General features: G+C 61.7%; 13 protein-coding genes. 7 read left to right on the plus strand and 6 right to left on the minus strand.

Annotation, left to right across the window (positions count from 1 at the left end):
- Nucleotides 1–51 precede the first annotated feature (51 nt).
- Entirely contained in the window at nt 52–1161 is a 1110-nt protein-coding gene (locus tag AC1DVE_RS21090; protein ID WP_223533810.1) for a cytochrome P450, read from the plus strand.
- Between the two features lie 11 nt (nt 1162–1172).
- On the opposite strand, the gene dmeF is transcribed toward AC1DVE_RS21090, so the two are convergent.
- From dmeF to AC1DVE_RS21105, 3 genes are all read right to left on the minus strand, one after another.
- Complete coding sequence (gene dmeF / locus AC1DVE_RS21095) at nt 1173–2105, minus strand: CDF family Co(II)/Ni(II) efflux transporter DmeF (protein WP_223455989.1); 933 nt, start codon at nt 2103–2105, stop codon at nt 1173–1175.
- Nucleotides 2106–2118: 13 nt separating this feature from the next.
- Entirely contained in the window at nt 2119–2394 is a 276-nt protein-coding gene (locus AC1DVE_RS21100; protein WP_046037323.1) for a metal/formaldehyde-sensitive transcriptional repressor, read from the minus strand.
- A gap of 114 nt (nt 2395–2508) precedes the next feature.
- On the minus strand, nt 2509–3000 hold the full coding sequence (locus tag AC1DVE_RS21105) for an MEKHLA domain-containing protein (RefSeq protein ID WP_223533809.1): 492 nt from the start codon (nt 2998–3000) through the stop codon (nt 2509–2511).
- A gap of 186 nt (nt 3001–3186) precedes the next feature.
- Between AC1DVE_RS21105 and AC1DVE_RS21110 the strand changes: the two genes are divergently transcribed.
- Nucleotides 3187–4218, plus strand: coding sequence for a D-cysteine desulfhydrase family protein (locus tag AC1DVE_RS21110; RefSeq protein ID WP_477784168.1), 1032 nt, complete (start codon nt 3187–3189; stop codon nt 4216–4218).
- A 3-nt stretch (nt 4219–4221) separates the two neighbouring features.
- Here AC1DVE_RS21110 and AC1DVE_RS21115 read toward each other — a convergent pair whose 3' ends face one another.
- Nucleotides 4222–4560 carry an FKBP-type peptidyl-prolyl cis-trans isomerase gene (locus AC1DVE_RS21115; RefSeq protein ID WP_223533808.1) on the minus strand — a complete coding sequence of 113 codons (339 nt, stop codon included), beginning with the start codon at nt 4558–4560 and terminating at the stop codon, nt 4222–4224.
- A 172-nt stretch (nt 4561–4732) separates the two neighbouring features.
- On the opposite strand from AC1DVE_RS21115, the gene AC1DVE_RS21120 reads away from it, so the two are divergent.
- The 3 genes from AC1DVE_RS21120 to AC1DVE_RS21130 all read left to right on the plus strand — a co-directional run bounded on the left by AC1DVE_RS21120 (nt 4733) and on the right by AC1DVE_RS21130 (nt 8093).
- Complete coding sequence (locus AC1DVE_RS21120) at nt 4733–5806, plus strand: sensor domain-containing diguanylate cyclase (RefSeq protein WP_223533807.1); 1074 nt, start codon at nt 4733–4735, stop codon at nt 5804–5806.
- Between the two features lie 191 nt (nt 5807–5997).
- Complete coding sequence (gene tcuC / locus AC1DVE_RS21125; RefSeq protein WP_223455994.1) at nt 5998–7290, plus strand: MFS transporter; 1293 nt, start codon at nt 5998–6000, stop codon at nt 7288–7290.
- Between the two features lie 26 nt (nt 7291–7316).
- A complete protein-coding gene (locus AC1DVE_RS21130; protein WP_223456019.1) occupies nt 7317–8093 on the plus strand; it encodes a substrate-binding domain-containing protein in 777 nt (258 codons plus the stop codon).
- On the opposite strand, the gene AC1DVE_RS21135 is transcribed toward AC1DVE_RS21130, so the two are convergent.
- Complete coding sequence (locus AC1DVE_RS21135; protein WP_477784164.1) at nt 8083–8997, minus strand: LysR family transcriptional regulator; 915 nt, start codon at nt 8995–8997, stop codon at nt 8083–8085. The two genes, AC1DVE_RS21130 and AC1DVE_RS21135, sit on opposite strands and share 11 nt — an antisense overlap.
- Before the next feature lie 158 nt (nt 8998–9155).
- On the opposite strand from AC1DVE_RS21135, the gene AC1DVE_RS21140 reads away from it, so the two are divergent.
- Nucleotides 9156–10964, plus strand: coding sequence for a monovalent cation:proton antiporter-2 (CPA2) family protein (locus AC1DVE_RS21140; protein ID WP_477784165.1), 1809 nt, complete (start codon nt 9156–9158; stop codon nt 10962–10964).
- A gap of 75 nt (nt 10965–11039) precedes the next feature.
- The gene (locus AC1DVE_RS21145; protein ID WP_223535987.1) at nt 11040–12137 is read left to right on the plus strand and encodes a DNA alkylation repair protein; all 1098 of its coding nucleotides are present in this window, start codon (nt 11040–11042) and stop codon (nt 12135–12137) included.
- Between the two features lie 133 nt (nt 12138–12270).
- On the opposite strand, the gene AC1DVE_RS21150 is transcribed toward AC1DVE_RS21145, so the two are convergent.
- Nucleotides 12271–13173: a LysR family transcriptional regulator gene (locus AC1DVE_RS21150; protein ID WP_223455997.1), complete on the minus strand. Its 903-nt coding sequence runs from the start codon at nt 13171–13173 to the stop codon at nt 12271–12273.
- Between the last annotated feature and the right edge of the window lie 96 nt (nt 13174–13269).

Raw genomic sequence — 13269 nt, forward strand, 5'->3', positions numbered from 1 at the left:
TTTCGGACTGGAGATAGTAGCAACTCTTTCCAACAACAAAAGGCTGTGACCATGGACCCGATCATCGCTGCGACCCATGCCGATCCCTATCCCTACTACGCACAACTGCGTGCCGAAGGTGGGCTGGCTTTTCATCCGGAGCTGAACATGTGGGTGGCCAGCAGCGCCCGGGCGGTGGCCGCCGTGCTGGCGCATCCCGATTGCCACGTTCGACCGGCGCAGGAGCCAGTCCCCAAGGCGATTGCCGATGGCCTGGCCGGCCAGGTGTTCGGTCAGTTGATGCGCATGAATGAAGGTGAACGCCAGCGTTGCCCACGGTCGGCGATTGAGCCGGGGCTGGAGTTGATCGATGCGAGGGAAGTCGAGGCCCTGGTCAGTGCCCGATTGATCACCGCCGATGCCGCTGGCCTGTACAACGCCATGTTTCGCGGACCTGTGTGCGTGGTGGCGGCGTTGCTGGGCTTCACCCCGGCCCAGGGCCGGGCCATCAGCGAGTTGACGGCGGATTTCGTCGCCTGCCTGTCGCCCTTGAGTGACGCGGCACAATTGACCGCCGCCCACGCTTCCGCCGAACACTTGAGCGGTTACTTCATCGAATTGCTCGACGATCCGCACAACCACAGCCCTTTGCTGGCAGGCATCCGCCAACGTTTCGCATCCGGCGCGCCGCAAACCCTGATCGCCAACCTGATCGGCCTGTTCTCCCAGACCTTCGAGGCCACTGCCGGGCTGATCGGCAACGCCGTGCTGGCATTGACTCAACATCCGTCGTTGCGCAGCGAATCAACCCCTGTCGAAGACCTGCTGGCCGAAGTGCAGCGCTTCGACCCACCGGTACAGAACACCCGCCGCTTCGTCGCCGCCCCCTGCGAGATTGACGGGGTGAAGCTGAACGCCACCGACGTGATCCTGGTGCTGCTGGCCTCGGCCAATCGCGACCCGCAGCTCAACGACAACCCCGACACCTTCCTGCTCGACCGCCCGAACCGGCGCAGCTTCACCTTCGGTGCGGGGCGCCATCAATGTCCGGGGCAACGCCTGGCGTTGAACATTGCAGGCGCCACGCTCAAGCAGTTTCTGGCGATGCGGCCGGCACTGGACCCACTGAAACGGCAATACCGCCCATCCACGAATGGACGGATTGCGCTGTTCAGTGATTGAGCGAAAGCCGTTCAAGCAATGCGGTATTCGACGGTCAGGTGAGACAGTTCATGGACCGGCGCCAGGCGTTCGCGAATGGTGTCGGCACTGACATTGGCTGCGGCTACAACGCTGACAATCGCGGCCCGCGCCTGGGGGCCGACCTGCCAGACATGCAGATCGCTGATGCGCACATCGTCCGATGACTCCAGCAGCTCACGGATTTCATCGGCAACGTGCTCATCCGTGACATCGAGCAACACCGCAGCGCTGTCACGCATCAATCCAACCGCCCATTTCGCAATCACGATGGCGCCCACGATGCCCATCACAGGGTCCAGCCACACCCACCCCAGATAGCGCCCGGCCAACAATGCGGCAATCGCCAGCACCGAGGTCAAGGCGTCGGCCAACACATGGACATAGGCCGAGCGCAGGTTGTTGTCGTGATGGTGATGATGGCCGTGATCATGGCTATGTCCGTGATCGTGGCCATGATGACCGTGGTCGCCCGCCAGCAAAAAGGCACTGGCGATGTTCACCGCCAGCCCCACCACCGCAATCACCGTCGCTTCGGTGAATGCCACGGTCGTTGGCTGAAACAGGCGATAAACGGACTCGCCGGCAATGCCGATCGCCACCAGCCCCAGCACCATGGCCGAGGCAAAACCCGCGAGATCCCCGACCTTGCCGGTGCCGAAGCTGTAACGCGCGTTATTGGCATTGCGCCGCGCGAACCCATAGGCCGCCGCCGCGATGCCCAAGGCCCCGGCATGGGTGGCCATGTGAAAACCATCGGCCAGCAGCGCCATGGAACCGGTGATGTAGCCGGCAGCAATTTCGCCAATCATCATCACGAACGTCAGCGCCACCACCCATAAGGTGCGTCGGGCGTTTTCATCATGGGATGCGCCGAGAAACACATGGTCGTGGGCGAAACGCGAAGCCTGGGGTGTCTGCGTCATGGAATTCGGGCCTCTATTTGGCATAACGACGGATGGCCAGCAACAAGTCTTCCACGCCCTGGGCGCGCTCTTCATCGCTCAGGTCCGGATGGGCAACGTGCTCGCGGGCATGGGCATCGATGAACTGCTCCAGCAGACCATTGACCGCGCCCCGGATGGCGGCGACCAGATGCAGGGTCTTGGCGCAATCGGCATCGGACTCAAGCGCTCGCTCCACCGCTTCCACCTGCCCGGCTATCCGCCTCACCCGTTTGATCAAGTCATCCTTGTGTTCGTGAATGTGCGACATACCTATACCCCCTACCCCTATATAGCGCATATGTTCCCCGATAAAGTGGAGCCTGGCAAGGCACAACCCGATGACAGGTCGGCCTGACATCGAAATTCGCCAGCCAGCTGTCCGCTAAAGGTCTTGGCTCAACACCCCCAACTGCCCGACCCGCTCTGCATCCGGCCAGAACAACGCCGCCTGCCCCACGCGCCCACCGTGTTGATCGATGAGCGTCCACACCTTGCCGTCATGAATCATGAAGGCATTACCCTGCCGATCCACCCGATAGCCACTGTAGCCGTGAGCAATGCCATGGGCCGTGACCTGCTCCAGCAGGGTCTGGCGCACTGCGCGGTCCAGTGGCGAGGCGCTGAAGCGTGACGGCATGCCCAGAAATTCCGGGCGCGGGTACTTGAAGCAGGCCAGCGCCCGCTCATTGGCATAGAAGAACAGAGGGTCGTCTTCAGTGCCGTGGGCCAGCAAGCTGTAGGGTGCGTGGGCGTGCAGCCAGTGCAGGCGTTCAAGCCCGGTCAGCGACCTCGGTGCTGGCAGGGGTTCACCGGTCCAGTGCCGATAAGACTCGTCCAGCAGTTCTATGGCCGTGGCGTATTCGTTGATTGGCAACCCGCCTTCTCCTCTTCAAATCGTGGTTTCAAGCCCGGCCCAGCCTATCCAAAGCGGCCTGGAAAGTCCTGCTGACCGGCCGATTAGTTACACCGGGTTAAAACAGTCATGACGGGCAGTGCGTTTATCCCGCAGGCGTTTCTCCATAGAGTCACCTTTACCATGCTGAACAACGAGGCTCGATTGATGCAGACCCAACTGGACAAGTCACTGAGTGTTTTTGCGCGGGCAGACCTGCTGCAAGGTCCCACGCCCATTCAGCGGGCTGCGCGACTCGAACAGCTGCTGGGCCTGGACAAGCAGGGTATCGGCCTGTTTCTCAAACGCGACGACCATATGTTGATCGGCGCCGGCGGCAACAAGCTGCGCAAGCTTGAATTCCATATCGGCGCGGCGCTGCAAGCCGGGGTCGATACGATCATTACCGTGGGTGGCATCCAGTCCAATCATGCGCGCCTGACCGCCGCGGTATGCGCCCGGTTGGGCATCGCCTGCGAGTTGTTCCTGACCCGGGCCGTCGCCAAAGCCGAGGTGGATTACGAACTCAATGGCAACGTGCTGCTCGACCAACTGTTCGGCGCGCAGATGCAAGTGTTCCCCGGCGGTACCGACTCACTGGCCAAAGCCGAGGCCAGGGCGGCGCAGCTTCGGGATTCCGGACGCAAGGTCATGGTGCTGCCGACTGGTGGCTCGACACCCTTGGGCAGCCTCGGCTATGCCCGCTGTGCAGCGGAAATCGCCCGGCAAGAGGCGGAGCTGGATCTGACGTTCAATCAAGTGGTGGTCCCCAACGGCAGCGCCGGTACCCATGCCGGGCTCGCGGCGGGCTTCCATTTGCTGGGCCGGGGTACGTCCCTGGTCAAGTCGTTCTCGGTATTGTCCGACCAGGACTCATCAGCGACGAGAACCCTGCAATTGACCCGCGAGACTTTGGCGCTGCTGGGCAGTAACGCCGAGGTGCAAGCTGCCGGGATTGCGATTGACGGCAGCCAGTTGGGTGCCGGCTACGGTCTGCCAACCGTCGCCATGCAAGACGCAGTACGCCTGATGGCCCGTTCCGAAGGCCTGCTGGTCGACCCGGTGTACTCCGGCAAAGCCTTTGCGGGTTTGCTGGCCGACTTGCAGCAAGGGCGCTTCGCCTCCGGGGACAACGTGCTGTTCGTCATGACCGGCGGCACCCCCGGCCTGTACGCGTACCGGGAAACCTTTCAGGCCTGACGGTCAATCATCCCGTGTCAGCACTTCCAGCAATTCAATTTCGAAGATCAGGTTCGAATTCGGCGTGATCTTGCCCATGGTGCGTTCGCCATAGGCCAGGTGCGCCGGCACCAGCAACTTGCGCTTGCCACCGACCTGCATGCCGATGATGCCCTGGTCCCAGCCCTTGATGACCCGCCCGGTGCCGATCACGCACTGGAAGGGTTTGCCACGACTGTAGGAAGAATCGAATTCGGTGCCATCCTCCAGCCAGCCATGGTACTGGGTGGTGATCAGCGCGCCCTTTACAGCGGCTTTTCCGTCACCCACCTGTAGATCGATTACCTGAAGCTCGTCATTCATTGATTTCACTCGTATGCTCTCTCGCCCTCAAGGGCCTGATGGGCGCCGTTTTCCCAGATTTGCCCTCGATTGGCAACCATTGCCACCTCCCGCGCGACGTTTAAAGCTGTTTGCTGAACTAAAATAATCATCAATTACCCGTACGGCTCACCGCCCTGATGGCCATCCCCGAATGATCCTGCTCTGGACCAGCGTCATCCTTGGTTCAACGACGCTCACCCTGATCGTCGCGCTGGTCTGGCGCGAACGTTCGCTGCAAAAGCAACTGGCGGAATATCGCGCGATCATCAACAACCTGCCCGAAAGCCAGAGCATCCACCAGGATGGCGACGCCGAACGCTTCAAACGCAGCCAGTACTTTGCCCGCATCGGCACCTGGGACTGGGATGTCGACACCGACCGGTTGTATTGGTCAGATGCCATTTTCGGCATGTTCGGCTTCAAGATCGGCGAAGTAACGCCCTCTTACGCCCTGTTCTGCTCCTGCGTGCATCCGGATGATCGGCCCAGGGTTCGGGCTGGCGAACTGCGTTGCCTGGAAACCGGTGAAAACCATGACGAGGAATACCGCGTGGTCTGGCCCGACGGAACGATCCGCTGGCTGCGCGAAACCGGCAACGTGGTCAAGAATGACCACGACGAAACGGTCAAAATGATGGGCGTGGTACGCGACATCACCGAAGAAAAGGCCTCGGCCAACTACCTCAAGCACCTGGCCCATTACGACCCGTTGACCGGCCTGCCCAATCGCCTGGTACTCGAAGAGCGCCTGTCCGAAGCCCTGGAACAGGCGCGCACCAGTGCCACGCGGGTGGCGTTGGTGTTTGTCGACCTCAATGGTTTCAAGGCCATCAACGACCGCTATGGTCATGCGGCCGGCGACCGCGTGCTGGTCACGACCGCCACGCGGCTCAAGCGTATTCTGCGCGGCACCGACACCGTCGCCCGGATCGGCGGCGACGAATTTGTGGTCATCCTCCAGGGCCTGCCCCAAGGCAAAAGCCTGCAAGACGAAGCGCGCAGCATCTGCCAGAAAATCTTCGTCGAACTCTCCCCGCCCGTCACCATCGGCAACGACCAGCGCCACATCGGCACCAGCCTCGGCGTCGCCGTGTTCCCCGATCATGCGCCGAGCATCGACCGCCTGCTGCACATTGCCGACCTGGCGATGTATGAGGCCAAGCGCAGCGGGAACAATCAGTATCGGCTGGGCACCGAGAGCGTGGTGCGGGCGCATAGCGAATAGCGCTTCGTCGACGGGTGCCTGTACCGGTAACTGCACGAGCATGTCCGCGGATGCATTGATCCACTTCTCGCATCAATGCATGCCAACAATGCAATTAACATATCGATGCCCCTGCTCCACTATCCGCCCCAATAAGAACCGTGCACCGCGTCCAGCCGGCGCACGTCATAAAAGCGGTGGAGTATTTATCGATGACAGCCTCAATCCCGCGCGAACGCTCTCGCGCCAGCGCTATTTTCCGGGTCACCTCGGGCAACTTCCTCGAACAGTTCGACTTCTTCCTTTTCGGTTTCTATGCCACGCAGATCGCTGCCGTGTTCTTTCCGGCCAGCAGCGAATTCGCCTCGCTGATGATGACCTTCGCCGTGTTCGGTGCAGGCTTTTTGATGCGTCCATTGGGCGCCGTGGTGCTGGGTGCCTATATCGACGATGTGGGTCGACGCAAAGGGTTGATCGTGACCCTGTCGATCATGGCCAGCGGCACCATCCTGATTGTGCTGGTGCCCGGTTACGAAACCATCGGTCTGTTCGCCCCGGCCCTGGTGCTGATCGGGCGGCTGCTGCAGGGCTTTTCCGCTGGTGCGGAACTGGGCGGCGTGTCGGTGTATCTCGCCGAGATCGCCACACCCGGCCACAAGGGCTTTTTCACCAGTTGGCAGTCGGGCAGCCAGCAAGTGGCGATCATCGTCGCCGCCGCGCTGGGTTACGCCTTGAACCAGTGGATGGCACCGAACGTGATTGCCGATTGGGGTTGGCGGATTCCGTTTTTCGTCGGCTGCATGATCGTGCCGTTCATCTTCCTGCTGCGCCGCAACCTGGAGGAAACCGAAGAGTTCGCCACCCGTAAACACCGCCCGAGCATGGGTGAAGTGTTCCGCACTCTGGGGCAAAACTGGCTGACCGTGTTCGCCGGGATGATGATGGTAGCCCTGACCACCACCGCGTTCTACCTGATCACGGTGTACGCGCCGACCTTCGGTAAAACCGTGCTGCACCTGAGTACGTCCGACGCGCTGCTGGTGACATTGCTGGTGGGCGTTTCGAATTTCATCTGGCTGCCGATTGGCGGCGCACTCTCGGACCGCATCGGGCGACGCCCGGTGTTGATCACCATGGCCTTGCTGGCCATCGCCACCACCTACCCGGTGCTGACCTTTCTGGTGAACGCGCCCAGCTTCATCCACATGCTGCTGGTGCTGTTGTGGCTGTCGTTCATCTACGGCCTGTACAACGGCGCGATGATCCCGGCGCTGACGGAGATCATGCCCGTGGAAGTCCGGGTGGCCGGTTTCTCCCTCGCCTATAGCCTGGCCACCGCCGTGTTCGGCGGGTTCACCCCGGCGATGTCGACCTTGCTGATCCAGTACACCGGCGACAAGGCGGCACCGGGTTATTGGATGAGCTTTGCAGCACTGTGCGCATTGTGCGCGACGCTCATGCTCTATCGCCGCGCCTCGAATCATCTGCAACCGGTGGCGTCGTGAACCGGCCCTTTATCGAGAACATGACCATGAAAAAAACCTTCAATCTTGCCGCCCTCGCATTGGTGGTCAGCCTGGGCTTGAGCGGCATTGCCCAGGCTGAAGAGATCCGTGTGATGACCTCCGGCGGCTTCACGGCGGCCTACAAGATCCTCGGCCCGAAATTCGCCGCTTCCACCGGCAACACCCTCGACACCGCGCTCGGTCCCTCCATGGGCAAGGCCCCGGAAGCGATCCCCAATCGCCTGGCCCGCGGTGAGCAAGCCGACGTGGTGATCATGGTCGGCTATGCACTAGACGACTTGATCAAGCAGGGCAAGGTCGACCCGGCTTCCCGTGTCGAACTGGCGGATTCGCGCATTGGCCTGGTGGTGCGCGAAGGTGCGCCGAAACCGGATATCAGCAACGTCGAGGGCCTGAAAAAGACGCTGCTCGACGCTAAATCAGTGGCCTACTCCGACAGCGCCAGCGGCGTGTACATCGAACAGCAGCTGTTCAAACGCCTGGGGATCGAGGACCAGCTCAAGCCCAAGTCGACCATGGTGCCGAAGATCCCCGTGGGCTCGGTGGTTGCCACTGGCGACTATCAACTGGGCTTCCAGCAGGTCAGCGAATTGTTGCCGGTGCCGGGGGTCAGTTTTGTGGCGAAGATTCCGGAGTCGGTGCAGTCGGTCACCCGGTTTGCCGCCGGGATCCCGGTAAGTGCCCGGCACCCGGCCGAAGCCAAAGCCTTGCTGCAATACATGGCCTCGGCCCAGGCTCAACCGGACGTGAAAGCGACCGGGCTGGACTCGGTCAGTCGCTGACCGACGGCTGCAGGACTTTCATTTCCACCACCAGCCGTTCCAGCTCCAATGCCGCCGGGGTCAGGGTTCGACCCCGGCGCTTGATCAGACCGACGCTGCGCATCACCTGCGGATCGGTCAACGGCACCCGCGTCAGGATCGGGTGGTCCGCCGCCGGCATCGCCATCAGCGGCACCGCCGCCACGCCCAACCCGGCCTCCACCAGCCCGATCATGGTGGTCACGTGACGGGTTTCGCAGATGCTCGGCCGCTGCGGCACCACGCCGGTCAGTGCCTGATCCAGCAGAAAACGGTTGCCCGAGGTTTTATCCAGCGAGATGTAATCCTGCTGATAGAACTCGTCCCAGGTGACACTGCTTCGCCCCGCCAGCGGATGATCGCGCCGGCACGCCACTACATACCCTTCTTGCACCAAAGGCTCGAAATCCACTTCGGCTTCCAGCGTGCCCATGAAGCTCAGGCCGAAATCCGCTTCGCCATTGACCACCGCACTCAACACGTCGTGGGCACTGGAGTCGAGCACCTTGACCTTGATCCGTGGAAACTGCCGGTGATAGTGCGCGATCACCCGCGGCATGAAGTAGTAAGCCGCCGAGGGTACACAGGCGACCGTGACATGGCCGAGCCGGGTCGAAGCGACTTCGCTGATGCCCAGCAATGCCACGTCCAGATCGTCCAGCAGGCGTTCGACGCTGGGCATGAAACCCCGTCCGGCCTGGGTCAGGCTGACCTTGCGCGTGGTGCGCTCGAACAGCCGCACACCGAGGGCGCCTTCGAGTTTTTCAATGCGCCGGCTCAAGGCTGGCTGGGAAATGCGCACCGTATCGGCGGCCTTGCGAAAGCTGCCCTGCTCGACCACGGCACGGAAGGCCTGCAGATCGTTGAGGTCGAAGTTGATCGCCATGGAGACTACTCGAGAGGGACAGTTGGATTGATCAGCTAATTCTATAAATGTAACTAATTAATGCAAATTGTAACATCTGAGCCCGAGCGTTTTGCTGACGCCGAAGGGCTCAGCCTTTATTCTTGTCACCCCCGCTGTACCGAGTCCGGAGTTTTCTCATGCCCCATGAAGGCAACCTGCTACAAACCGCTGTCGTGTTTCTGATGGCGGCCGTTCTCATCGTTCCCTTGGCTAAGCGCCTGCATCTGGGGGCGGTTCTGGGCTATCTGTTTGCCGGGGTGATCATCGGCCCGTCGGTGCTGGGCCTGATCGACAATCCGCAAAGCGTCGCGAACATTTCCGAACTCGGCGTGGTGTTGCTGCTGTTCATCATCGGTCTGGAACTGTCGCCGCGACGCTTGTGGGTGATGCGCAAGTCAGTGTTCGGCGTGGGCCTGGCGCAAGTGCTGCTCACTGGCACGGTGATTGGCGTGGTAGCGCTTTGGCTGTTTGGCCAGCCGTTGAACACCGCGATCGTCCTGGGCCTGGGCCTGGCGTTGTCGTCCACGGCGTTCGGCCTGCAAAGCCTGGCTGAGCGCAAGGAACTGACCAGCCCCCACGGGCGGCTGGCGTTCGCGATCCTGTTGTTTCAGGACATCGCCGCGATCCCCTTGATCGCCATGGTGCCGCTGCTTGCTGGTGGCGATCACAGCACCACCGCCAGCGAAAACCTGAACCACGGCCTGCAAGTGCTGGCCAGCATCGCCGTGGTGGTGATCGGCGGGCGTTATCTGCTGCGGCCGGTGTTTCGCGTGGTGACCAAAACCGCGCTGCCAGAGGTGTCCACCGCCACGGCGTTGCTGGTGGTGATCGGCACGGCATGGCTGATGGAGCTGGTCGGAATTTCCATGGCCCTGGGCGCCTTCCTCGCCGGCCTGCTGCTGGCGGACTCCGAGTATCGCCATGAACTGGAAGCCCAGATCGAACCGTTCAAGGGCCTGTTGCTCGGGCTGTTTTTCATCAGCGTCGGCATGGGCGCGAACCTGAGCCTGTTGCTGAGCATGCCGATGGCGGTGCTGGGCCTGACCCTGCTGCTGATCGCGATCAAACTGCCGCTGCTGCTCCTGGTCGGGCGCCTGGCCGGGGGCTTGAAAAAGGTCAGTGCGATCCGCCTGGGCATCGTGTTGGCGGCCGGTGGTGAATTTGCCTTTGTGGTGTTCAAGATTGGTCGCGACCACGGGCTGTTCGCCACGGAGCTGTATGACTTGCTGGTGCTGACCATCACCCTGTCCATGGCCGTGACGCCACTGTTGCTGCTGCTTTGCGCACGCCTGGTCAGCCCGAAAGTGCAACCGGTGGAAGTACCGGAGAAGTTCCGCGAAATCGACGCCGACACGCCACGGGTGGTGATCGCCGGCATGGGCCGCATGGGCCAGATCGTTGCGCGGATTCTGCGCGCACAGAACATCAAGTTCGTGGCCCTCGACACCTCGGTGGAAACCATCGAACTGTCCCGCAGCTTTGGTGGCGTACCGGTGTTCTACGGCGACCCGATGCGCCCGGAAATCCTCAACGCGGCGAAGGTCGGGGAAGCCGAGTATTTCGTGATCGCCACCGACGACCCGGACACCAACATCAAGACCGCCGAACTGGTGCGCAAGCTCTACCCGCACATGAAAATCATCGCCCGTGCCCGTAACCGCCAGCATGTGCACCGGCTGATGGACGTCGGCGCTCACGCCGTGCGCGAAACCTTTTATTCGAGCCTGGAAATGAGCCGGCAAACCCTGATCGGCCTGGGATTGACCCAGGCCCAGGCGGATGCGCGGATCAAACGCTTCAAGCAGCACGACGAAGAGGTGCTTGAAGCCCAGCATGCGGTGTATGACGACGCCGTGAAAGTGATGCAGACGGCGCAGGAAGCGCGGGTCGAACTGGGCAGGTTGTTCGAGTCGGATCAACTGCAGGAGCAGGCGGGCACCAAATGAGGTGAATATGAGGGCCTGCTCGCGATGAACGATAACGCGGTGTGATGGATCAACAACAATTGCCAGGGAAACACCATGACTGACCAACAATCTCCGGCCCTCAAGGAAATCTTCAACACCGAGCGCCTCCAGCACATCGCCAGCGAAATGACCGCGGTCTACCCGCCATTCGAGGCCAGGCGCTTCCTGAAGCTCGCCCAAGCCGGCCTGGCAGACCTCAGCGTCATGCAGCGCATGACCCGGGTCAGTGAGTGCCTGCACGCCGTGCTTCCCCTGGACTACGAGGGGTCGCTGGAAGTGCTGCGCGCCCTCGCCCCGCGCCTGAACAGCGGCTTCGTCAGCATGTGCCTGCCGCACTACGTCGCCAGTTACGGCGCCCATGCGTTCGATCAGTCGATGGACGCGCTGAAGTACTTCACCGCCTTTGGCTCTTCGGAGTTCGCAATCCGTCACTTCCTGCGCAGTGACCTCGAGCGCTCGCTCAAGCTGATGCACGCCTGGTCGCTGGATGACAACGAGCATGTGCGCCGCCTGGCCAGCGAAGGATGCCGGCCGCGCCTGCCCTGGTCATTCCGGCTGGAGCCCATCCAGGCCGATCCGACACTGGCCGCGAACATCCTCGACAACCTCAAGGCCGACACCAGCCTGTATGTGCGCAAGTCCGTGGCCAACCACCTCAACGACATCACCAAGGATCATCCCGACTGGGTGCTGGATCTGATTGAAGGCTGGTCGCTGGACAACCGGCACACCGTATGGATTGCCAGACACGCCCTGCGCAGCCTGATCAAACAGGGCAACCAGCGGGCACTGGCGATCATCGGTGCGGGCGGCAAGCCTGAGGTCGAGATCCTTGATGTGAAAGTCGAACCGCCGGTGATTGGCCTGGGAGAAAAGATCACCCTGTCGTTCGCCGTCAGATCCACGGTAGAAAGCAGTCAGCGCCTGGTGATCGACTACGCCATCGATTACGTCAAGGCCAACGGCAGCACCTCGGCGAAGGTGTTCAAGCTCAAGGCACTGACGCTGCCCGGTAACGCCGTCGAAGCCGTCAGCCGTGGCCAGCAGATCAAGGAACTCACCACCCGCCGGCATTATGCGGGGCGCCATGCGGTGCATATCATGGTCAATGGTGAAAGGCTGGCCAGTACGGCGTTCGAGATTGTTGGTTAAGCCGTAGGATCAATTCTGGATGGACCGCCGCCATCGCGGGCAAGCCCGCTCCCACAGGGATCTGCTGTGCTACACAGTTGGTGTGAACAGCACAAAAACCTGTGGGAGCGGGCTTGCCCGCGATGGCGTCAGCTCAGGCACCGAGGGAAACTGCCCCCTGCAACAACCCCTGCTCCCGCTCACACAACTCAACCACATAATCCCACAACACCCGCAACCGCACCGACTTGTGCAACTCCCGGCGGGTGCTGATCCAGTAGCTGCGCTGGATGCTTTCGTCCGGCAGCAACGGCACCAGACCGGGATCGGCACTGGCCATGTAGCACGGCAGCACGGCAATCCCCAGGCCTGAGCGCGCCGCCTGCTGTTGGGCGATCACGCTGGTACTGTGAAACACCACCCGCGGGTTGCGGCAGAAGCTGTTGAGGAACATCAGTTCCTGACTGAACAGCAGGTCGTCGACGTAGCCGATCCACGCATGACGCCCGAGGTCCTCGCGACTGCGCAACGGCGGTGAACGGTCGAGGTAGTCCTGGCTGGCATAGAGCGCCAGACGATAATCGGTGAGTTTGCGGGTGACCAGCATGTCGGCGGCCGGGCGTTCGAGGTGGATGCTGATTTCCGCCTCGCGGTTGAGGATGCTGACAAAACGCGGCACCGCCACCAGTTCCACCTCCAGCCCCGGATAGCGCTCGAACAAGCCGTTCATGCGACTGGCGAGGAACATGATGCCCAGGCCTTCCGTCACCCCGACGCGGATCTTGCCCAGCGGCGCGGTGGACTGGGTGATTTCCTCCTGGGCCAGCAGCGCCACGTTCTCCATCGCCTCGGCGTGTTTAAGCAACGCCTCGCCTGCCGGGGTCATCTCATACCCCTGGGCATGCTGGACGAACAACGCCGTACCGAGACTTTTTTCGATGGCCTCGATGTGCCGCGCCACGGTGGCATGGGTGGTGTTCAAGCGCCGGGCAGCCGTGAGCAAACGCCCGCTGCGCTGCAATTCAAGAAAAAACCGCAGGTCATTCCAGTCGAACATGAAGCGTCCTTGTTCTTTGCCGTTCGGGATGCTGTTTAAAAACGCACAGCGGCTGCGCAAAAACTAACATTCTTTTGACGAAAGCTAACAACTAGG

It is taken from the genome of Pseudomonas sp. P4_B4 (assembly GCF_056402255.1).